Annotated in this window: 21 protein-coding genes and 2 pseudogenes; 15 read left to right on the top strand and 8 right to left on the bottom strand. The window is 36.5% G+C overall.

Annotated features, from left to right (window positions below):
- Positions 1-2 precede the first annotated feature (2 nt).
- Positions 3-473 (bottom strand): NUDIX domain-containing protein, encoded by a 471-nt coding sequence (locus DL897_RS01340; RefSeq protein ID WP_113657329.1) that lies wholly within the window; start codon positions 471-473, stop codon positions 3-5.
- Positions 474-1,763: 1,290 nt separating this feature from the next.
- On the opposite strand from DL897_RS01340, the gene DL897_RS01335 reads away from it, so the two are divergent.
- Positions 1,764-3,230, top strand: a complete 1,467-nt coding sequence (locus DL897_RS01335; RefSeq protein ID WP_113657328.1) for a recombinase family protein — start codon at positions 1,764-1,766, stop codon at positions 3,228-3,230.
- Positions 3,231-3,253: 23 nt separating this feature from the next.
- A pseudogene (locus DL897_RS18575) lies at positions 3,254-3,340 on the top strand (helix-turn-helix domain-containing protein); the annotation flags it as partial.
- Positions 3,341-3,458: 118 nt separating this feature from the next.
- Here the strand turns inward: DL897_RS18575 and DL897_RS01325 are convergent.
- On the bottom strand, positions 3,459-3,944 hold the full coding sequence (locus tag DL897_RS01325; protein ID WP_113657326.1) for an excalibur calcium-binding domain-containing protein: 486 nt from the start codon (positions 3,942-3,944) through the stop codon (positions 3,459-3,461).
- 361 nt (positions 3,945-4,305) lie between these two features.
- Between DL897_RS01325 and DL897_RS18080 the strand changes: the two genes are divergently transcribed.
- Positions 4,306-4,452, top strand: a complete 147-nt coding sequence (locus DL897_RS18080; protein WP_168188590.1) for a hypothetical protein — start codon at positions 4,306-4,308, stop codon at positions 4,450-4,452.
- A 139-nt stretch (positions 4,453-4,591) separates the two neighbouring features.
- Here the strand turns inward: DL897_RS18080 and DL897_RS18795 are convergent, their stop codons facing one another.
- Together DL897_RS18795 and DL897_RS01315 are read right to left on the bottom strand one after the other, a co-directional pair.
- Positions 4,592-5,329 (bottom strand): D-Ala-D-Ala carboxypeptidase family metallohydrolase, encoded by a 738-nt coding sequence (locus tag DL897_RS18795; protein WP_113657325.1) that lies wholly within the window; start codon positions 5,327-5,329, stop codon positions 4,592-4,594.
- A gap of 270 nt (positions 5,330-5,599) precedes the next feature.
- Entirely contained in the window at positions 5,600-6,298 is a 699-nt protein-coding gene (locus DL897_RS01315) for a D-Ala-D-Ala carboxypeptidase family metallohydrolase (RefSeq protein WP_240627230.1), read from the bottom strand.
- Positions 6,299-6,669: 371 nt separating this feature from the next.
- Here DL897_RS01315 and DL897_RS01310 point away from each other — a divergent pair, with 371 nt between their 5' ends.
- Complete coding sequence (locus tag DL897_RS01310; protein WP_113657323.1) at positions 6,670-7,320, top strand: class II aldolase/adducin family protein; 651 nt, start codon at positions 6,670-6,672, stop codon at positions 7,318-7,320.
- A gap of 97 nt (positions 7,321-7,417) precedes the next feature.
- Positions 7,418-7,600 (top strand): H-type small acid-soluble spore protein, encoded by a 183-nt coding sequence (locus DL897_RS01305; RefSeq protein ID WP_113657322.1) that lies wholly within the window; start codon positions 7,418-7,420, stop codon positions 7,598-7,600.
- 100 nt (positions 7,601-7,700) lie between these two features.
- Here DL897_RS01305 and DL897_RS01300 read toward each other — a convergent pair whose 3' ends face one another.
- From DL897_RS01300 to DL897_RS01290, 3 genes are all read right to left on the bottom strand, one after another.
- The gene (locus tag DL897_RS01300) at positions 7,701-8,147 is read right to left on the bottom strand and encodes a hypothetical protein (RefSeq protein WP_113657321.1); all 447 of its coding nucleotides are present in this window, start codon (positions 8,145-8,147) and stop codon (positions 7,701-7,703) included.
- Between the two features lie 66 nt (positions 8,148-8,213).
- Positions 8,214-8,648 carry a hypothetical protein gene (locus DL897_RS01295; RefSeq protein WP_113657320.1) on the bottom strand — a complete coding sequence of 145 codons (435 nt, stop codon included), beginning with the start codon at positions 8,646-8,648 and terminating at the stop codon, positions 8,214-8,216.
- Between the two features lie 15 nt (positions 8,649-8,663).
- Positions 8,664-9,002 (bottom strand): deaminase domain-containing protein, encoded by a 339-nt coding sequence (locus tag DL897_RS01290; RefSeq protein WP_168188589.1) that lies wholly within the window; start codon positions 9,000-9,002, stop codon positions 8,664-8,666.
- Positions 9,003-9,235: 233 nt separating this feature from the next.
- Between DL897_RS01290 and DL897_RS01285 the strand changes: the two genes are divergently transcribed.
- A complete protein-coding gene (locus DL897_RS01285) occupies positions 9,236-10,570 on the top strand; it encodes an McrB family protein (protein WP_168188588.1) in 1,335 nt (444 codons plus the stop codon).
- Positions 10,567-11,751, top strand: coding sequence for an McrC family protein (locus DL897_RS01280; RefSeq protein ID WP_113657317.1), 1,185 nt, complete (start codon positions 10,567-10,569; stop codon positions 11,749-11,751). Before DL897_RS01285 ends, DL897_RS01280 begins: the two co-directional genes overlap by 4 nt.
- A 164-nt stretch (positions 11,752-11,915) precedes the next feature.
- On the opposite strand, the gene DL897_RS01275 is transcribed toward DL897_RS01280, so the two are convergent.
- A complete protein-coding gene (locus DL897_RS01275; RefSeq protein ID WP_113657316.1) occupies positions 11,916-12,551 on the bottom strand; it encodes a hypothetical protein in 636 nt (211 codons plus the stop codon).
- 413 nt (positions 12,552-12,964) lie between these two features.
- Between DL897_RS01275 and DL897_RS01270 the strand changes: the two genes are divergently transcribed.
- The 8 genes and pseudogenes from DL897_RS01270 to DL897_RS01230 all read left to right on the top strand — a co-directional run bounded on the left by DL897_RS01270 (position 12,965) and on the right by DL897_RS01230 (position 21,071).
- Entirely contained in the window at positions 12,965-13,492 is a 528-nt protein-coding gene (locus DL897_RS01270; protein ID WP_113657315.1) for a serine/threonine-protein kinase, read from the top strand.
- A gap of 154 nt (positions 13,493-13,646) precedes the next feature.
- A pseudogene (locus tag DL897_RS01260) lies at positions 13,647-15,401 on the top strand (protein kinase domain-containing protein).
- Between the two features lie 229 nt (positions 15,402-15,630).
- Positions 15,631-16,170, top strand: coding sequence for a hypothetical protein (locus tag DL897_RS01255; RefSeq protein WP_113657312.1), 540 nt, complete (start codon positions 15,631-15,633; stop codon positions 16,168-16,170).
- Between the two features lie 781 nt (positions 16,171-16,951).
- Positions 16,952-17,710, top strand: a complete 759-nt coding sequence (gene cas6 / locus DL897_RS01250; RefSeq protein WP_145962178.1) for a CRISPR system precrRNA processing endoribonuclease RAMP protein Cas6 — start codon at positions 16,952-16,954, stop codon at positions 17,708-17,710.
- A 138-nt stretch (positions 17,711-17,848) separates the two neighbouring features.
- Positions 17,849-18,559, top strand: coding sequence for an MOSC domain-containing protein (locus tag DL897_RS01245; protein ID WP_240627229.1), 711 nt, complete (start codon positions 17,849-17,851; stop codon positions 18,557-18,559).
- A gap of 138 nt (positions 18,560-18,697) precedes the next feature.
- The gene (locus DL897_RS01240; protein ID WP_113657309.1) at positions 18,698-19,603 is read left to right on the top strand and encodes a restriction endonuclease; all 906 of its coding nucleotides are present in this window, start codon (positions 18,698-18,700) and stop codon (positions 19,601-19,603) included.
- A gap of 146 nt (positions 19,604-19,749) precedes the next feature.
- On the top strand, positions 19,750-20,433 hold the full coding sequence (locus DL897_RS01235) for a hypothetical protein (RefSeq protein WP_113657308.1): 684 nt from the start codon (positions 19,750-19,752) through the stop codon (positions 20,431-20,433).
- Positions 20,434-20,678: 245 nt separating this feature from the next.
- Positions 20,679-21,071: a gamma-glutamylcyclotransferase family protein gene (locus tag DL897_RS01230; protein ID WP_113657307.1), complete on the top strand. Its 393-nt coding sequence runs from the start codon at positions 20,679-20,681 to the stop codon at positions 21,069-21,071.
- Positions 21,072-21,246 lie beyond the last annotated feature (175 nt).

The raw sequence follows: 21,246 nt of genomic DNA, 5'->3' as shown, positions 1-21,246 counted from the left end.
ATTTATCTAATAAATGCTTTTTCTTGATTGGCAAAAAAGTCTTGGAGCCGGATTTGCTGGGCGGGATGTAATTGAAGGGATGCTAATTCGTCTTTCGAGAAAAGTCTTACTTGAATGGACTCTGAACTTATTGCCAGTTCTCCACCTATGATACGGCAAGCAAAGCAGATGGAAAATTGTTGCCGAACTTCCCCATCGGAAAACTCAATGATATGACCGGGATCAGTATAAATCCCTATACATTTAAGGACTTCCACATCAAACCCAGTCTCTTCTTTCACCTCACGAATAATCGTTTCTTGTATAGTCTCTCCTAACTCCATCGTCCCACCTGGTAATGACCACAACTGATTGTCACTTCGTTTGTGTAATAGGATTTGCCCCTTAGAATTTGTGACAACAGCCGAGGCAGCTGGAACCAACGAATTGGACTGAGGGGCATTTGCTTGATGATAGTAATCTTTTCTAGCCAAGTGAAAAGCCTCCCTGATTTATGATCAATATAGATATTTTAATATTATCATAAATTAGATTAATCGTCAGCGTATGGGTTGACAGTGGTACCTACCAATGTTAAATTGAATACAGGGAACCAAAATATCACATAAAATATTCTGAATATAATGTATGATTATTAGATCATGTTAAGGATAGTAGCTAGTGATTAAAAGGAATGATATCTAATAGGAAGGAAGAAAAATGCGTTGATAAAAATAAATCTCGATCCGAATAAACGCATTCGATCCGCAGAAAGAACATTCTGTAAAAGTGTTGATGGATGCCCACAATGCTATACACTACACATTTGGGAACTTAATAAACCGGAAAAATGTAGAAGATGTTTTTCACCTCTTAACGAAAGTAAGGATGACTTCGGAGAGCTCAAAGTCCATCACTGAAGAGAGGTTGTGTCGAAAAATTCATTTTGTTTTGGTTGGAAATTTACTCTTTCTTCTTCTGAAGAAGTATAGTTATGTGTATTTTCACGTTTTATGACCCATGGATATAGCTTGGATCATTGTTAATCTTGATATTCAATTTGGAATAGTGTAATCTTTTAGTTAGAGGTTTAGTAGCTTTGCGAACACCATGAGCTTCGGAAAAATCCCAAGGGGTGTTCGGAAATGCGAAAGTCCCTGTTACATAAGGGATAGATAAATTGTCAGACAGCTCTTAGCGATGTAAAGGCACCTTGAAAAGCCGAAAAAGGAGAGGTGTTCGGAAATGAGCTTACAAAGCTAGAAGTAACAAGGTTTCCAAACATCTGCTATAACAATAGAAAACACCTCATTAAGAGGATTGAAACCTTAATTCTGGAACTCCTTCAAGGGTTGGCTTTTATATAACAATAGAAAACACCTCATTAAGAGGATTGAAACTTCATTTGCTTGAACTTGTTCAGCGGGTATCCATTTAACATAACAATAGAAAACACCTCATTAAGAGGATTGAAACCGGGCCCAAGCTACCAGTGTCATAGTCGCAGCGGGTATAACAATAGAAAACACCTCATTAAGAGGATTGATATTTTCTGACCTCTAAAGCTGTTTTTTAGCTCTTAGTATTAAAACCAAAATGGATTCTTTAGTTCTTTGTCTAAAAATCCTATTAAGTCTTTTTGATTACAAAAGAGAGACTCTTCCCAAGATAAACTAAACAGCATACTACAAAACCCATCTCCCAGTACAGATGGGTTTTGTATTTTTCCAAATTACCGATATAATGGAAATATCTAGTATATTATCCATACTTAAGGTGATTGCATGAAAAGCAAATACGCTGTGTATGTGCGGGTGTCAACGGATCGGGATGAGCAAGTATCCTCCGTTGAAAATCAGATTGACATATGTCGAAACTGGTTAGAACGGAATGGATATGAATGGGATGAGAACGCGATTTATAAGGATCATGGCATTAGTGGGACTTTGTTTTTGGAACGCCCAGCGATCCAGTTATTGCTGGAAAAAGCGAAGAAGAAAGAAATGGATATGGTTGTCTTTAAGTCCATTAGCCGTTTAGCTCGGGACTTAAAGGATTCCTTAGAGATTCGTGAAACGTTTATCGCTCACAATGTTCGAATCATCTCAATCGAAGAGGGATATGACTCCAATAAAGCTGGGAAAAACGATATGGCATTTGAACTTTGGTCGCTTTTTGCCGCACAGTATAGTCGGACTCTTTCAGCAGGTATTACTGCAGCACTAGCGGCAAAGGTTCGGCGAGGAGAACATGTCGGACGGATTCCATACGGGTATGATCGGGAAGAGGGTTTTTTGAAAATCAATCAAGAGGAAGCGAAAGTAGTACGGCAAATCTTCGACTGGTACTTAAATGGATGGGGTTATAAGCGGATTACACTGGAACTAAATCAACTAAATATCAAACCGAAAAATAAGAGCAAATGGCAAGTAACTTCGGTGCAACGAATGATCCAGAACCCCATCTATTGTGGCGACTTTATCCTCAATCAGTATACAACGATAAAAGTTGGGGGAAGGAAAAAGCAAATACGGAACCCAAAGGAAAAGTGGTTAATTTTTAAAGATCATCATATGCCGATTATTTCGAGAGAGCAATGGGAAGCAGCCAACTATGAAAAGAAAAGCAAAGTCAAAAGTACTGCATGGAATGACTTAAGAGGAATTATAAAGTGTAGTGAATGTGGTAGTCATATGGTCATTGTTCAGTCATGTAAAAAATTAGCCAATGGCGAAAAGAAGCACTATTATTACTTGAAATGTTCGGCATATCGAAGAGCAGCCAAAGCTGGGTGTGTCAATCATCATCCGATTACATATGAAGATATACGTGCTTTTATCATTTCTCAATTGAAAGAAAAAGGTCAGTCCATTTCATTTCATTTTGTCAGCGAGTTGGAGTCAAAGAAGAGGATCAAAATGAGTCAACTGCAAAAGCAAAAAGCACAGCTTGAAGAGAAAAAGAAGGATCTGCTTGATGTCTATCTAGATAAGTTGATAGGCAAACAGGAGTTTGAATTAAAAAGAAACGAGCTGGATCATAGAATGGAGCAAATCGAGGTTGAGCTAGTTTCATTAAATAAAAGGGAGTATGTTCAAAAACGGATTCATAATATCCAGCAGGCTTTTGCCGCATTAGAAAATGAGCAGCAAGACTTACTTCAGGTATTTAAGACTTTGCTCAATCAAGTGGAAGTACATCCAGATGGCACGATTGATCTTTCGTATTCATTTCAAGGGGATTTTTCTTGAATCCTAGTTTGCAATGGTTATGCATTAATAATGTGATGCAGAAACTAAATGTAAAAGGTCGTTCACAAGCTGTGGTGGAACTTGTAAGGATGGGCGAACTAAAAATATAATCCGTTTTGGTAAACCCTGCCTTGGCTACAGAAGTGGCAGGGGAATTTTTGTGGTCAGCTCTGTTTCGAAGGGAATACAAAAAGCCGCCTAGATAGCGGCCAGTTTCTATGTCGATCTCTACCCTTGGTTTTGCTTTTTCTTTTGTAGCATAATTAGAATTACTCCTACAATAAGTAGCAAAATACCGATAAGAATAGCATTTGGATAATGAGTAGCTGTATTAGGTAGTCTCTCACCTGTTTGATTGGGATCAGTGTTTCCAGCTTGGTTAGATGGTGTATTATTATTTTGATTGTCATGGGTTGAAATACTATCATTACTATTTAAGTTGTTATCATCGTTGTTTGCATGATTACCACTATTATTGGGGTCTTTATCCTCATCTTCACATGCATTCCCATCATTGTCTCGATCTAAATCATCGACATTTCTTGTTTTAGAACCGCCATCTTGTATAAAGTAAGTTTGAGCTTGATCTTGCGAGGGAAAGTCCGAACAATTTTTATCAATTCCATCCATTCCATTGTCTGCTGCAGAAGCTGTATTTGAAAAGGCCAAGATACTAACGGTAAAACTAAAGAACAAGATGAATAGTCTTTTCAATGAGAAACCTCCTTGTCACTCTTATTAGATAGATTATATTTACTATAATCAAAATACAAGATAATCCATTTGATATAAAAGCATGATAATACCATCAATATTATAAGAATAAATATTATCTCTTGTATATAATGTAATAGAAATATTCATGTAACTTTCATAGCCATCGTTTATCTGAGATTCCGTATATAGAGAGAATGAGGGAAGATCAGGTCTAAGTAAATATAAATGGAATGTTTATAAGATTAAGTGTAAGGGAATAAATACGTAAATGGATGCAATTTATTAATTTACAATGTCAAGATTATCAAATACAACGTAACGCAAATAAGCTAAAAAAATTCATCTTGGGGGAAACATCATGTTTGGTGAAATGTTTGGAGAGTTGATGGACCTCGCTACGAAATCGGTTGGAGAGGTAGCAGAAGTGACTGTTGAAGCAACGACAGAAGTAGTAAACACCACGTATGAAATGGGTTCTGAATTTATTGGTCATTTATTTGAATAAATGAACTTGGAGTACCTGTGAAACATGAAAAGGCTCAATTTATTTTTAGGCATTGAAAAGATGCCTTAGAGATGAAAATCTGAATGAAAACCTCTGTCGCATAAAAGACAGAGGTTTTGTTGTGGTTAAAAAGCTATTATTATTCCCAAATCCAAAATTGGGCCCCATATGGATATTCAATACGACTATCTACATGGAGAAAACCTTTTGCCTCATATGTAAGCAAGCCACTAAATCCACACGTTTTGCCCAATTGGAACAATTGTGAGACTGTGTAACCATCGATTCTTATATCAGCGGCTATACCATATTGGTGTTGGCTATTAGAAGCGCCCCCGACGTTTTGATTATGTTTGATACTCCGGAAACCAGAGTTAACAGTAACTGGGCGGTCACCAGCTTTTTTGCGCAATGCTTCTAGCTTCCACATCGTTCTCCGAACATTTTCTTTTACTGTTTGCTCGTTAACTTTTCCTCCTGTAAATTTACTCCCATCTTTCGAATAAAATTCACTCCAGTTAAAATGTTTGGTTGATCCATCTGCATCCTCTAAGGCATTTAATTTTGCTTGTGTATCAGGACCAACAATCCCATCTGGGGTTAATCCATATGCTTTTTGAAAGCGTTTAACAGCAGCCTCTGTCCCAGGTCCAAACTGACCATCTACACTTACATATGTTTTCGAAGCAGAATCAGCAGCCCAACCAGCAACACGAATCTGCAATTCTTTGACATCATTGCCCGTATCTCCAACTTTTAATGTTCGAGACCAGCTGTATGCTTCTGCTTTAGATGGGATAAATATCATCGTCAAAATGAATGCAAATACAGTTAAGATAGACATCGTTCGGAATGGAACTTTTAAAACTTTGGTCATTGACCTTATCCCTCCATTAATATTAATTTATTTATTTTTATATTTATTGTAATATAATGATTACTATTTTTCAATAAATTATATTAAACTAAATATAATTTAATAACAGTATATTATTAATCTTATATTATTTTATAGATTAAACGAGGAAGTGAATATTAGGATATATTGGTAAAAAATAAAAAAGCTGGACATATTGTATCCAGCTTCTACACGTTATAGGTCTTATATGGTATATATTTTTTCAACTTTAAAAATATTGATTATATACTATTTCCAAAGCCAACTTTGTGCTCCATATGGATATTCGATTCGGCTATCAACATGAAGGAAACCTTTCGCTTCATAAGTAAGCAAACCACTAAATCCACATGTTTTACCTAATTCGAACATTTTGGAAACACTATAACCTTTAATTTTTATATCAGCTGCAATTCCATATTGGTGTTGGCTATTTGAAGCGCCTCCAACCTTTTTGTTATGCTTAATACTCCGAAAACCGGAATTAACGGTAACAGCACGTTCGCCAGCTTTTTTACGCATAGCTTCTAACTTCCACATGGTTCTCCGAACATTTTCTTTTACTGCCTGCTCGTTAACTTTTCCTCCTGTAAATTTACTTCCATCTTTCGAATAAAATTCATTCCAGTTAAAATGTTTGGTTGATCCATCCGCATCCTCTAAGGCATTTAATTTTGCATGTGTTTCAGGACCAACAATACCGGTTGGTTTTAATCCATATGCTTTTTGAAAACGCTTGACAGCAGCTTCTGTTCCAGCTCCAAATTGACCATCTACACTTACGTACGTTTTTGAAGGAGAATCAGCAGCCCATCCTGCAACGCGAATTTGCAACTCTTTGACATCATTCCCTTTGTCCCCTTTTTTTAATGTTCGAGACCAGTTATACGCATCTGCTGTCGAGGGAATGTATATCATCGTCAAAATTAATGCAAAAGCAGTCAACATCGACATCATCCTGAATGGATTTGGGAAGTTTTAAACAACAACATCATCTCCCTTTAATTTTTTTATATCAAACTATTTACGCTACCATTACAATTTAATATTTGTTAGTTTTCAATATATTTTGTAAAAAATGACTATAATTTTTTGTAAGTATTTCATTGATATTCATCTTATGAAATTTATTAGTTCAATATTTTAATATTCATTATTTCAATTCGTTTACTTGATAGACTAGATAGTGTCCTTGAGTTAAACCTTCTTGCTAAAATAGGGTTGAAAAGGAGTTAAAATGAGATTGCAATTGAATGGTAAAATAGTAGTATGAAAAGTTTTGTAGATCATTAAATAAATATATTTGAAGGAGTTATTGTATGATTAAATTTAAAAAAGATATTATTTATTTTTCTAATGAATTAATCCGTCGAGGACTTGTTAAAAATACCAGTGGGAATATCAGTGTAAAAGATGAGAAGCAAAAGAGTTTATGGATTACGCCATCGGCTCTTCCATATGAAAAGCTAACACCAGAAGATATTGCTGAAGTGTCTCTCGAAACGGGGGAACAACTATCTGGAAACTATAAAGAGTCATCTGAAACACCAATGCATCGAGCCATTTATCTACATCGCAAAGATATACAAGCTATTGTTCATACTCATTCTACATATGCCACGATGTTTGCTTGTGCGGGTGTTGAGATTCCGGCAGTTCATTATCTGTTAGCAGAAATAGGTGATCAGGTACCTGTTGCTCCTTATGCACTATTTGGTACTGAAGAACTTGCACAAAATGTCATACATAGCTTACAAAAAGCGAATGGGGTACTACTCGCCAATCATGGGGTTGTAGCGGTTGGTACAACGATTGAAGAAGCATTTCGTAGAGCTGAAGCTATTGAAATGGGGGCTCACTTAGCCCTCGGAGCGAAAATGTTGGGTAAGATTAATCCATTATCTACTGAAGAGCTTGAACAGGTACGAGCTCAATTTGCGAACTATTTTCAAGCGAAGGTTGCTAAGTAATGTAAAAAGTAGACTTTATGCTTTTATAATGAAAGAATGAATAACTCCCACACCTTGGCACATTCTAAAGATAAATGTTGTCTAGGAGGGATCATTTATGGATATGGAGCGGGCAAAAGAGATTTTAAATTCTCCGGAAAAAATAGAAGTAAAATATCGTGGAACCCCTGTTTGGATTGAGATGATCGATGAAACGGCTGAAAAAGCACAGGTACACTCCGAAAATAACCCTGATGATGTAAAGATTGTCCCAGTCTGGGATCTAGATGATCGAAAATAAGTGAAAAAGTCCGTTTCACCTATTTAGGTAACGGACTTTTTTCTTTGTATAATTTCTGTAAGGATGTGTCAGTTATATTTGAAAGATGGTATGGCAGTTTCTATATATCTTCCTTAGTAATCGTAAAGCCAAAAATCTCTACATGCCAACGAAGGGCATCAACATTTCCATAAGGCCAAGACCAAGTTTCAAAAGTGAGTCTTCCATGTATATCATCTTCAAGTTCAACATTTAATAGTTTGTGCTCAGCATGGTATAAGGCATCTAACCATGAAGCGAAATCCCATGGATTTTGGAGCGTAGGATGAGCTCTTCGCTCCTCGGATGGTAGAGATTTTAAGAGTTGGTTAACCTGCTTGACTTCTTCATCTGTGGGCCACCAAAAACGCTTGATAGCTGATTGGTCAAAATAATTGAGCCATTTAGGATCATCAACCGTGGTGTCATTACCAAGCTCTCTTGCCGCTTGAAAGTCTTTTACAAATTGCTGTAACCGAACAAATTGATGATGGTCGTTGACAGTAAATTGAATGAATTGGTTCCACATAAAGAACACCTACTAGAGCTATTATTTTAAAATATTAAACCGTTGGTAAGAGTTAAATCTCCTCAATCAATTCTCCACTAATCGATGCTTGTGGATAATTTGAACAAATAGTGGTTCTTCATCTTGAATTTTGTTACGAAGTTGGTATCCAGCAGGGCGGGGTTGTCCATATTCTTCACGACAGTGACAATCCCAAGCAAGTAAGCGATCTTTAACCTGAGAATGGACTGTTTCATCGTAGATGATACAAAGGGTGTATATCCAGTCTGTATTGGAACAATCCAAGAGAAGTAGAGCACGCTCTTCACTGTTCTGTGATATGTACAAACAGTCCAATCCCGAATTTCCTATGTTATTTAACTTCTGATTAAGTCGTTCGCTATCAAACGTCAGATGTAGCTGTTTAGAGATATCTTTGGTAATTGCTTCGACATACTCACTTGGAAAGCAAATTTCATATAAACCGAGTTTAGGATCATGAAAATCTAACCAATCAACCATAAAATTTTCCCTCCTTTATCTTTTTTGTGGTGGCAATTGATTTCCTTGAAGATAGGTTCTTTTGCCATTTTGATCTACAATATCGAGTGTAATATTGGGAAATTGCTGGTGAAATTGGCAAATCACCCACTGACAACTTATGGATAAAGGAAATTTCACATTTAGATTAATCGTTCCAGCAGCTTGTGGTTGACCTTGTAATTGATCAGCGATTTGCTCTAGCAGTTTGGGTATGGGCTCAACAGCACGATTATATCCTTCTTCTGTATTGATATTACCAAGACCGTCAATGTTTAGTGTTTGGAATCGACGCTGATGAGGTGGTTTTAAAGGAACAACATTTTCTTCTGACAATCGTGTAACCTCCTTATAATGTAAAATCTATAGATATTCAGTTATTTTCAGTGTTGATGAAGTAGTTTATTAAATATAATAAATCAAATGAGAAAGTAATGGGAAGTGTATTTGGAAAAATCATATAAAAATTTAAAGATAAATATCTTATATCTAAAGTTGATAGGCGATCGCTTATAATTTAGACTTGATCGAAGATAGAAATATAATCAATTGGGATGTGGTGGAGAATTATGCACGATTGTTCGTATCCATTGCAGAAAGAGCCGAAGGTTTGGTGGGTTAACCAAGGTGAGCTAATCGAAGAGGAACACAAAGAAGGCATTATTTGGACACCGATTCAACCTGTTAATGGTCGATTTTATTATTATTGGGGAAATATTATCGAGGTTGAAGAAGGGGACATTTTGCTCCATTATGCAAAAGGCAAGATCCAATATGTAAGTCAAGTCATATCTCCTGTAGAAGAATTTAAGCCCAAAGCGGATTTGGGAGAGATGGGGAGATTAGTTCGTACTACATATCATGCTTTAGAGCCTGCGATCGATGTTTATACAATGATCGATTTATTAAAGGGATTAAAAATTGAGCAAGGTCCGGTTGACCAACAAGGCAGAATTAAGCCAGGTTATTTATACCGATTTCACTTAGACGCTTTACGCTTATTGAAGCAGACTCATCCCCAAACGAAGTGGCCAGAGTTTTTAGAGAGGATAGAGGGGAAGAAGTTTTTAACGAATTATACCTTCGAAGAGTTGATAAGTGAAACGAATTTACCAGAAGCAGAGATACGTCGCTGGGTTCGTGTCATTGAACGAAAAGGACAAGCCATTATTTATGGACCACCTGGAACAGGCAAAACATTTATCGCTACAAGACTAGCCCACTATTTACTTGGTGATGAAGACGGTTTTGTCGAGCAAATTCAGTTTCATCCGGCTTATACTTATGAAGACTTTATACAGGGGATTCGTCCAGAAATCTTATCAGAAGGTCAAATGATTTATGTAATGAAGTCTGGTAGATGGATAGAGTTTTGTCAAAAAGCTCGTGAACGAAAAGGAAGATGTGTGTTGATCATTGATGAGATCAATCGTGCAGATCTTAGTCATGTATTTGGAGAATTGCTTTATGCACTAGAGTATCGAGAGAAACCCATTCGCTTAACCAATGGGGATGAATTAAGAGTACCCCAAAATGTACGAGTTATCGGTACGATGAATACTTCAGATCGCTCTACGGCCCCGATTGATTTTGCATTACGAAGAAGGTTTGCTTTTTTACGCCTTTCACCAAATTTTTTGAGATTAAAGGAGTTTCATCAGCAACGTGGATATTCTGTAGATGGGTTAATTCAAATATTAAAACAGCTAAATCAACAGATTGGCCATGAAGATAATATGGTGGGTATCTCCCCTTTTTTAGTAGAAAATTTAGAAGAAATAATAGAAGATATTTGGAAAACAGAGATAGAACCTTTTGTAGAAGACTATTTTTTTGATCAACCGAATATAGTGCATCAATTTCAGTGGGAGCAAATTCAAAAGTGGGTGAAGTTAGATCCATGAGGAATTGGCTAATGATCAAAGACTATGGGATTCGATGGTTAAATAAAGAGGAGCTTACTGAAAGTCTTGCCCATCAAATCTTGTATACTTATCATAAACAACTAGATATCGAATTTCCTAGTCCCAAAACGAATGGTCGCTGGAAGCTCATAGCCAAAGGATGGGTAGGTTCCATACCATTATCAAAGGATTTGGGTATTCAAATCATCCCTCGCGTATCTATTCATCAATTATATAGAATGTTGGGGTATGCCTACCATTTAAATAGTTTACAATTTCATGATTCGCTAAACCAGTATGAAACAGTACAACAGGTGTATGAAAAATTAGCTGAATTATTGGCACATAAGATTTTTGTACGTTATCAAAAAGGATTAAGTAAAAAATACCAAGAAAAACAAGAAAAATCTTCTATACTTCGGGGAAGATTGAATCTATCTAAATTAGTACAAACTCCCCATTTAGTGGAAGTACCTTACACTTATTTAGAACAAACTGTTGATCATGAAGATAATCAAATTTTATTATGGACTTTGCACCAAATTTTACGCTTTAGTCTCTGCACAAAAGAGACATCACTTCGTGAAATGCGAAAAGTATATCACTGTTTAAGATGGGGAGTTTCCTTAAAGCCTTATCAGGCTAAAGATTGTAGCCAACGAGTTTATCATCCTTCTAACAAAGATTATCAGCAGTTACATGCATTATGCCGTTTATTTCTCGATCAAATGGCTCCTGTTAAAAAAGAAGGGGGATATGATGCACCGTTATTTCTGGTCTATATGCCACGGCTTTATGAACTGTTTGTTACAGAATGGATAAAAGCTCATCTACCTAGTTCATATCAATTAAAAGCACAAGAACAAATAAATATTGGAGAGAATAATCCTATTCGCTTTCGGATGGATATCGTTATTTATCAAGCAGGAACCGCTAAATATATTTTGGATATAAAATATAAAACAAATAGAGAGCCTTCACAGAATGATATTTTTCAATTAGTCTCTTATGCTTATACCAAGGGTTGTACAGAAGCGATATTAGTCTATCCCACACGGCAAATAGTGCCTATTGATCAATGGATTCGTAAAATCCGGGTTCGTACATTGAGCTTTCCTTTAGATGGAGACTTAACAGAAGGTGGAGAGGAATTTTTACAACAATTGTTTGAAACAAGATAGAAAAATTAGTTTTATATTTCATACAGCATGTTGCATCATTTGATTGAAAGTCCAGATCATATTTAGAGTGGGAGCGAATCGTTTTTGTGTAGGATCGACTTATGTGACAAACCTTTAGTGGGGTGAGTGGGGAAGCGATGAGTGGCTGATTAATGAAACAACCTCTAATAGGCATAGACATCAAGTGTACCGATAAAAGGTTGATCAATTAAAGATTTTACACTTAGTTCATAAAGACCTGGTGTTAGTTTGCTAAAGCGGATAGAATCGACATCAGTAATACAATCATAGTAAAGTGGGTTTTCTTCCATAAATCGGTAGACGGATACTCTGATTTGATAAGGAAAGCGATTTCCTTGATTGATATAAACTTGGACCGTTCCTTGGGAGACTTGCAGAGGTGTAAGACCGTTTACCCAATAAGTCCCGACCTTTGTCGTTTGTATATGCTTATTGGTAATGGAAGTAATCGGTTGATAATTGGGTAATACATAGGGTTGTTCGTTCGAAATATGGCAAACAAAAGAGACATTATCTCGTAGACTTTTGACTACGATATCATAATATCCCTGTGATAGATTGTAAAACCGGATGGTCCCAGGGGAAGAAATAAAATTGGTTAAGAAAGGTTGGTTGTATTTATATAGGATAACTTCAAGTGGAGAGGGAGAAGGATAAATATCAAAAAGGCCGAAAGTAATCAATCCGCTGTTTGAATGAATAGGAATTGGATCAAAGTGTGTGATTAACTTACTTCCTCCTGGGGATAAATGGTCATGGAAAGCCCACGCATAGGTCATAATTACCTCCATGAAGAAGTTGATTTTTTCTATTATACCATATCTAAATAATCAAGTTAATGATGGATATATAAAATAGTTTTAATATTCATTAATAGTTTACTTATTTATATTATTTTAGTTGTGTAATTCGATTCAAAGCCTAGATCATCCCTAGATGAAGCCGCAAATCGCTTTTGTGTAGGATCGACTTTTCCTCAAGGGATAAGATTTCTTAGAGCTTTACTCTTGAGACAACTCTATCCGATTAAGGCTACAGGAGTGAGTAAGGAAATGATGAGCGGCTTCACTCTAGAAGTGCAGAGACTTCTTATATAAATATGTTAAAATAGTGATAATTAGGCATAAATTGGACCAATTTTAAGTTGGAAATTTATTGCTATTTTTATACCAACAAGGGATAGGAGAATACGATGGAAGGGCAAAATCCGGGAGAGAGATATCATATTTTTGAAAAAGTAGGCAGTGGTGGAATGGGGAAAGTGTATCGAGCGAGGGATGAACACCTTGACCGTGATGTAGCGATTAAGATCATGGATTTAAAACGTACCAAAGATCAGATCATGTTCCGCCGCTTTATGAAAGAAGCCAAGATCATGGCGAAACCATCCCATCCACATGTAGTTAAAATTTATGATATTGGAAAAAGTAATGAGCTCGATTATATCGTGATGGAACTGATGGAAGGTCCTACTCTTAAAGAGAATCTAAAAGAAAAAGGAGTTTTTTTGTCCGCGGAAGCATATGAAACCATATTACAAATCTTAAGCGGAATGGAAGAAGTCCATCAACATGGGGTGATCCATCGTGATCTAAAGCCTCATAACATCATGAGGGGGAAGGATGGAAAGTGGAAAGTGACGGATTTTGGTATTTCCCGTATTCTTACCTCCAACGATCGAAGGGATGCCAATCGGAACTGCACAATACCTATCACCTGAACAGGCCCGAGGAGAAGCGGTCCACTTTACTTCAGATATCTAATCACTCGGTGTCATTCTGTATGAGCTATTGGCAGGACAACCTCCATTTCAAGCGGAGGAGAATGTCGCTTTGATCTTAAAGCATATTACTGAGGATATTCCAAATCCGCAAATGATTAATCCGGAAATCTCTGATGCATGGTGTCAAGTAATCTATCGAGCGATGGAGAAAGAACCTAGTAAACGATATCAGTCGATTGCTGAAATGAAAGAAGCGATCGAAAGAATCGGGAAGATCGTAGATAAGAAGTCACCAGAGCCTATACTAGGAAATCGATACCAGATCCTAGAGAAAATTGGTGGCGGAGGCATGGCCAAAGTATATCGTGGGATGGATACGGTGTTAGAGTGCGAAGTGGCAATTAAGGTGATGAATGAATCATTCTGTGAAGATGAGGAATTTATTCGTCGTTTTAATAAGGAAGCGAAAGAGACAGCAAAAATCAACCATCCCCATGTTGTCCAAATCCATGATACTGGGAATGAAGGATCGACTTATTATATCGTGATGGAACTAATCAAAGGCCTTACTTTAAAAGAAAAGCTAAAGAATGAAGGGAATTTTACAGTATCAGAAGCCATCGAAATCATGTTAGATATATTAAAAGGGCTAGGAGAAGTTCATCGACATGGAATTGTTCATCGAGATATCAAACCACAAAATATCCTCTATGATTCACGCTCTGGTTGGAAAATCGCTGATTTTGGACTCTTACGCTTACTTAATTCCAATACTGAACTAACATGAACCCATACTACACTAGGAAGCGTACACTATCTAGCACCTGAACGCTATCAAGGCAAAGAAATTCATTATTCTTCAGATATCTATTCCCTAGGTATTCTCCTATATGAAATGGTGACAGTAGAGCTTCCGTATGACGCCGAAGAAGTAGTCACGATTATCTTTAAACACCTCCAAGAGCCTGTTCCAGATCCACGTAACATCAAACCCGACTTACCAAGGAAGCTATGTGAAGTGATCGAAAAAGCACTGGCAAAAGATCCGACAGAGCGGTTTCAATCTACTGAAGAGATGGCTCATGCTTTAAATATTGTAAGCACTTTCAATCAGGCTGAGGAAAGCTTGCCAGAAGATACGAACTCCATCGTACCTAAAGTTGATAACAAAGATTCATCTTCAGCTAATAAAGTGGTATCTAAATCAACAAACTTTAAGGTTATTTGGTTAGTCGGTATATGCTTACTCATAGTTGTAGTGGTGGGGCTCATGTTCTATGAAAAAGAAATATTCAATAAACCAGAAGAGCCCACCTACAAAGTGCTTTCACCCTATCTGGATGAAGAGGATCAAACAGTGCTTGAAGAGGTGAAAACAGCTCAGAAACAAATGAAGGGAATTCATCTAAAGTCTACCATCAACTTAAATGGGAAGGAAAATCAAGAAGAGATTCAGTTTGTAGATGAGAAGAACTTTTATTATAAATATAATGATATTGAAACATTTCAAAATAAGTGGGAATGTGTTGGAAGATTTCCTAAGGCTAATGATAAACGCTGGTATAAACTCTATAGCTGTCATGTACAGATGGGATTACAAGATCCCAAAGAAGTTTTAGCACTTATCGATCAAAGTAAAACTGCAAAAGTAGAAAAAAAAGAAAATGAATATATGGTTACTTTCACATTGGATCAGTTAAACCCTCTCCAGAAGCACTTACAAATGTTTGCTAAAAATAAGGGAGATAATGAGTTGATTTCGGGATCTTTCGAAGCACAAATTTGGACTCAGACTACCAACCATCGAGTAAAAAAGATAGAACAAACGATTAAGACACAATCATCAAAATTGAATATGACTACTCATGTACTGGGGGAAATGGAAGAAATCAAGCGCCCTAATTAAAGTCTTTAAGGGAGTGATTCAATTGAAATTTTGTCAAAGCTATTGGAATCGTACTTTCTCTTTTTCATTAGTCAAAGCTATTGGAATCGTACTTTCTCTTTTTCATTAGTCATAGCTATGATTTTTTCTTTTTTTCATCCAGTAAAGGTTTGGGGAGAAGACCTACAAGTAGCCCATGTGATAGAAAAAAAAATCTTTAAATGAAATAGATAAACTTAAAGGATTTCATGTGCAAGCCCATGTACTGCGTAAACTGTATTTACCTTCAGGAATGATCATGGAAGATAAACAAAAAGGAGATCTCAAGTACTTGGATGAAAAACACTATTATTATAAAAGCGTGTTTACTTCTCATGAAAGATATCGTAAGGGAGATCAATGCAAGCAGCGGATTTTAGATGATCCTCAAAAGAAGGAGTGGCATATACCGGAAGAATGTGCTAACTTTTCTATCTACCATCCCAAAAATAAACTAGAGTTTGTCAAAAATAGATTGGCTAATGCTTTTATAGAGGAACTAGGGAATGATTATATTATTTATTTAACATTAACAGGCTTCGTTGATTCTGAAAGATATCCTTATGTACTTACTAGTACAAATGGCCAAGCGAAAGTAGAAGATAAATTGAAAATTTGGATAGATAAAAAAACATGGCTTGTAAAAAAAGAAGAACAGAGTATTGAATCCGTAGCGAATGATTCATATATGTCATTAAATATGATCAATGAGTATGTCGGAGAGATTAAAGAGATTGAATTTCCACAATAAAGATAGGTTCTTTTTGTTAGAACTGGTTATTTTCCTTTTAGGAAAGTAGCTTTTTTTATGAAAATTACTATTCCGTTGATCATGGTATATAATTCAAATAAAAAGTTGAATTATATACAGATAATAGAATGGAATTGCGACGTGTAGCATTATTGACGAAGAAAATTTTCTCTATGAAAAATAATGAGCTAGTATTTAAAAATCAAAAAGAAAATTGTAAATATCATATAGGGTAGCTATACTAAAAATGAAAGAGAAATGATGATAAAAGGAAAAATAAACATTTTCATTTCATTTTATTTTACTGAATTGCCTGTAATAATATGGTTTAGCCGAGTATAAGCATACAATACTCGGATTGCTTTTTTAGAAATATATTGCTATACATCACCCATTTTTAGTTTAGTATACTTGTGAACTTTAAAAAAAACATGGATTTTAACGGAGTTTTTGTATTTTTTCAAGTAAATCAGCAGCCTAGCTTGGTTTGAAATAGGCGTCATAGTCTCTGTAATTTTATAGAGGTTGTTGCATAAAAAAAGCCGCTCATCGCTTCCACATTTACTCCCGTATCCTTAATCGATCCATAGAGCTTCTTAAGCGCATAGCTCTAAGAAGCTCTTGTCCTTTGAGGGAAAGTCCAGCGATTCGCGGCTTCGTCTAGGAATGATCTGGGTTTTATCTCAAGTGATGCAACAGGCTCTTTTATTTAAAAGTAGGACTACTTACCAATTTGATAATTCATATTTGGTTAGAATAGGGAATAAGGGGATTGATTAGAGTGCAACGAGTGAATTCAGTTCAAGGAGAATCCGTTATGCATCGATTGCATCTACTTATTAAAGCCAACCATAAGTCAACAGGTGTTGGTATATTGACTCGGAGACTCCACGCCTTTATTCTTGAATCCATTCAGCAAGCCAATCCGCAGTTATCGCAATACTTACATGACTGTAAAGAGCGACAATCTTTTGCTACATATTTTGGAAATGGCGAGATATTTGTTCATTCACCCGACTTTAGTGTCGTTCATAGCCTGCAAAGAAAGCTATTGGAAGATAGTTTAATCGACTTAATTCATTGGAAAGGGATTGTTCAAAGTTTACATAGTCAGCATTATACCAAAGAGCAAATTATGCAGCAGATTACTAATAAATTTACTTTAAGATTTTTAACCCCAACAACATTTTATCAACAAGGTAATTATTATCCTTTGCCTGAGTTAGTTCGTCTCTTTTGTAGTGCAGCTAAAGTGCTAGATATGTGTGAGGAGCTTGCAATTCCTCGCAATGAAATTGAAGTATGGGTGCGTAAGATTCGGATTGAATATGCTTCATTTGTGACGGATCGGGTTGATTTTGGTAAATTTAATGTAATTGGTTTTCGAGGTACACTTACTCTTAATCTCAAAGCGTTGCCACGTAAAGAAAAAGAGCTTCTCTGGCGACTTGCAGTATATGGATCGATGATGGGCTTTGGTTATAAAACAGCATGGGGACTAGGGCAAACGCGACTCGAGCCGTTTTGTTATACGAGGTAATGCTCTCAGTTACTAATGACTTCTACAAAGGAATACACAGTCAGAGAAATCATGGAGGATGATAGACACGGTTTTCCTTAGAAGACTTTGTGGAATTTTATGAATATGAAGATAGGATTATTGTGGAGGGTGATGTTGTTGAAAAATATTATACTTGAAAAAATTTTTGTAGGTAAACCACAGACGTTAGGTCAAAAAGATGCGAAGAGTGCAATGGATAAGGAATGGACAAGTGGAATTGTTAAAAAGCCGGTTGAAGGAAAGGTTTGGCTAGGTAGAACCAACCTAGTCGGGGATGGTCAAGCTGATTTAAAGTATCATGGTGGGCCTGATAAAGCAGTACTAGCTTATGCGTGTACTCATTATGCAAAGTGGCAAACAGAATTAGGGATTGAGCAGATGAAACCGGGTGCTTTAGGAGAGAATTTTGCGATTGATAACCAAACTGAAGCGGAAGTATGTATTGGAGATCTATATCAAATAGGCGAAGCTATTGTACAAGTTTCCCAACCAAGACAGCCCTGTTGGAAGCCAGCTCGTTTGTGGAAAGTTAAAGACTTGGCTCTTCGTATACAAAATACGGGGCGTACAGGTTGGTACTTACGTGTGATGCAAGAAGGTTATGTAGAAAGTGGACAGCCTATCACTTTATTAGAGCGTCCCTATCCAGAATGGACCATTGCCAAATGTAATCAAATTATGCATCAGCAGCCTTATGATCGAGAAGCAACTCAGCAGTTGGCTTCTTGTAAGCTATTATCCGAAAACTGGCGAAATACACTGTGGAAACGAGTGGAAAAAGGGGAAAATCCAGATATTCGCGGTCGAGTGATAGGGCCGAATGAGTAAGAGAATTGGGCTATATAAGTCCCTTGTTTTGGAAAACAGGGGACTATTCTTCTTATTCATGCAAAATCTATCTCTTTTTAGAAGATATGTTACAATACATGAAGTAACAACTTAGAATCAATCAGTAAGGTGATCAAGATGATCCCAGAATACCAAAAGTTTATGTTGCCTGTATTAAAAGCCCTTGCCGATAAAAAAGAGTGCCCACTTCACGAGGTGCGTGATCGAATCGCTGAAGAGCTGCAAATCCCTTCACAATTGAGGAACAAGTTGGTGCCAAGTGGAAAGCAATCTATATATAATAATCGAGTGAGTTGGGCTGTCTTTTATCTTAAAAAAGCGAATTTAATCGAAAGTCCGAAGCGTGGCATTTTGAAAATAACGGCTAAGGGAACCCGTGTATTAAAGAAAAATCCAACCGAAATTACACTACAATTTTTATCGCGTTATAAGTCATTTCGTACATATATGGAGCAAGTCGGTGAGCAAACCAGCTCACAAGTATCAGAGGAGACTTCAACGACGACACCAGAGGAAATGCTAAGTGAAAGCTATAAGCAAGTTTGTAAACAACTAGCTGAAGAAGTTCTTGAGCAAGTCATGAAGTGTTCTCCAGCTGCATTTGAGCAACTTGTTGTTGACTTACTTCTAGCCATGGGCTACGGAGGATCACAACAGGATGCTGGTCAAGTAGTAGGGGGAACAGGTGATGGTGGAATTGATGGAGTGATTAAAGAGGATCGCTTAGGACTAAGACAGATTTATATTCAAGCAAAACGTTGGGAAAAGCCGGTTGGTAGTCCTGAGGTTAATCGGTTTTGTGGCGCTCTATCGACGAAAAATGCGGATCGTGGTGTCTTAATCACAACTTCTAACTTTACGTCTAGTGCACTTCGAGCTGCTAAACAATCAAGTTATCATATTGTGCTAATTGATGGACAAGAATTAGCTAATCTTATGTTGGATTACAATGTTGGGGTTGTAGATGCAAAACATTTTGTATTGAAACGAATTAACCATGATTATTTTGAACAATTAACATAACATAATAAACCTGGACGAGTTCTCTTAAATAGGAGGCTCGTCTTTTTAAAACTTATCTATGTATATTCTGTGAAAATACCCAATAAAATCGTTTTTTTATATATAATGAAAATATATTATGTTCATATACAAGAGGAGTGATTGGATTGGAGATCCCGGTTTGTGATATTCGCTTCGTAAACGGGAGATTCATCATATATCCAAGCAAACTTCAAATTATATATCAACGAAAAAATGGCAATCAAACGATAGAAATTGATATGGCAAGAGTTGAAGGAATTGAAATATTTGAACCGATGTTAGGAGTAGGTTATATGCATATTTCCATTGATGGAGATATGCATTATAGACGGAAAATACTTCAAGCCAAAAGGCAAGCTACTTGCTTGTTCATTCGGACAAGAAAACAGTATTATCAAGCGGTTAATGCAAAAGAAATCATTGAAATTATCTTAAAAGAGGGACAGGGGATACATCCTATTTCTACCCAACATGCCTTGGCGGTTAGTGAACAGGTAAAGCATTTGTTTCAAAGTAAATGTAGAAAAGCTACTTATGCGATCAAATTAAATTCCTTACTAATCCCTAGTGTAGGAGCAATTGTAGGTATTCTGATGACTGGTAACGCTTCCACAATAGAATTAGGTGTTACTTGTGGTATAATCACCTTATCTTGGATCATAATCTTATTTATTTTCTTAAGTATGATTCGTGATCGAGCGACTAGTCAATCGTGGTGGGATGCCAGACGAGAAAAGATGATGCAACGTGTGAATCAGGTACAAACTCTTTTGGGTGGTGTTACTTTACTTACACTCATAATGTCATAAATTTCTCACAGTTAGGGTGTATGGATCCATGGATTGCAATTTTTTGAATGCCCATATATACGAGAACGAACACTTCTTCGTTAGAATGTGAAATAAGAAGTGTTCGTTTATCTAAATAGATATTTAAACACACCTCAGGTGGAGGATCGAAACTTGGCTCCGATGGTCGTTACGTGTTTGTATAAGGATAGAACTAAGTTCAAAAACGATACAAATAATATGAGCTATTTGAAAGGAAATTACTTATGAATCTATTCGTCTATGGTTCACTTCGTAAAGGAATGAAATATCATCATCTTCTTCAAGGGGCAAAATTAATCACGCTATCAGCTTGGATCCGTGGCCTGTTATATGATACTAGACAAGGTTATCCAGGGTTAACCCCAGGAAATGGTCATGTCATAGGTGAAATTTACCATATTAATAAGCAGATTTTAAAACGTGTGGATCAGTTAGAAGATTATTATGGGCCACAAGATCCTCGTAACTTATATGAACGTAATGAATTATATGTTAATACAAAAGAATATGGTAAGATACGCTCATTTGTTTATACCTATAAAATGGAACAATGGCTCAAACAAAAAGGAATTTACATCACTGAGGGTGATTGGGTTCAATATATGACGAAAGGTTGAAAATAGCGGTTTGTATTTGTCAGGGAGGTATTTTTTTTATATACTTTGAGCGAACTTACTTTCTTTGTATCATAGCAATTTCAATAACATTAATTAGAGTTGAGAGCCCTTCCATTTTAGATATGGGATGGTTTGTTAACCAACAACCAACAATCAACAATTCCAAGGAATAAAG

Source organism: Thermoflavimicrobium daqui (genome assembly GCF_003313465.1).
Taxonomy (GTDB): domain Bacteria; phylum Bacillota; class Bacilli; order Thermoactinomycetales; family Thermoactinomycetaceae; genus Thermoflavimicrobium; species Thermoflavimicrobium daqui.
This window is presented reverse-complemented; position numbering and strand designations above follow the sequence as displayed.

What these genes read in the sequence shown, in the direction of transcription:
- DL897_RS01335 (WP_113657328.1), top strand. Translation starts at nt 1,764, where the DNA reads ATGAAAAGCAAATACGCTGTGTATGTGCGGGTGTCAACGGATCGGGAT.
- DL897_RS18080 (WP_168188590.1), top strand. Translation starts at nt 4,306, where the DNA reads ATGTTTGGTGAAATGTTTGGAGAGTTGATGGACCTCGCTACGAAATCG.
- DL897_RS18795 (WP_113657325.1), bottom strand. Translation starts at nt 5,329, where the DNA reads ATGACCAAAGTTTTAAAAGTTCCATTCCGAACGATGTCTATCTTAACT.
- DL897_RS01315 (WP_240627230.1), bottom strand. Translation starts at nt 6,298, where the DNA reads ATGTTGACTGCTTTTGCATTAATTTTGACGATGATATACATTCCCTCG.
- DL897_RS01310 (WP_113657323.1), top strand. Translation starts at nt 6,670, where the DNA reads ATGATTAAATTTAAAAAAGATATTATTTATTTTTCTAATGAATTAATC.
- DL897_RS01305 (WP_113657322.1), top strand. Translation starts at nt 7,418, where the DNA reads ATGGATATGGAGCGGGCAAAAGAGATTTTAAATTCTCCGGAAAAAATA.
- DL897_RS01300 (WP_113657321.1), bottom strand. Translation starts at nt 8,147, where the DNA reads ATGTGGAACCAATTCATTCAATTTACTGTCAACGACCATCATCAATTT.
- DL897_RS01295 (WP_113657320.1), bottom strand. Translation starts at nt 8,648, where the DNA reads ATGGTTGATTGGTTAGATTTTCATGATCCTAAACTCGGTTTATATGAA.
- DL897_RS01285 (WP_168188588.1), top strand. Translation starts at nt 9,236, where the DNA reads ATGCACGATTGTTCGTATCCATTGCAGAAAGAGCCGAAGGTTTGGTGG.
- DL897_RS01280 (WP_113657317.1), top strand. Translation starts at nt 10,567, where the DNA reads ATGAGGAATTGGCTAATGATCAAAGACTATGGGATTCGATGGTTAAAT.
- DL897_RS01275 (WP_113657316.1), bottom strand. Translation starts at nt 12,551, where the DNA reads ATGACCTATGCGTGGGCTTTCCATGACCATTTATCCCCAGGAGGAAGT.
- DL897_RS01270 (WP_113657315.1), top strand. Translation starts at nt 12,965, where the DNA reads ATGGAAGGGCAAAATCCGGGAGAGAGATATCATATTTTTGAAAAAGTA.
- DL897_RS01240 (WP_113657309.1), top strand. Translation starts at nt 18,698, where the DNA reads ATGATCCCAGAATACCAAAAGTTTATGTTGCCTGTATTAAAAGCCCTT.
- DL897_RS01230 (WP_113657307.1), top strand. Translation starts at nt 20,679, where the DNA reads ATGAATCTATTCGTCTATGGTTCACTTCGTAAAGGAATGAAATATCAT.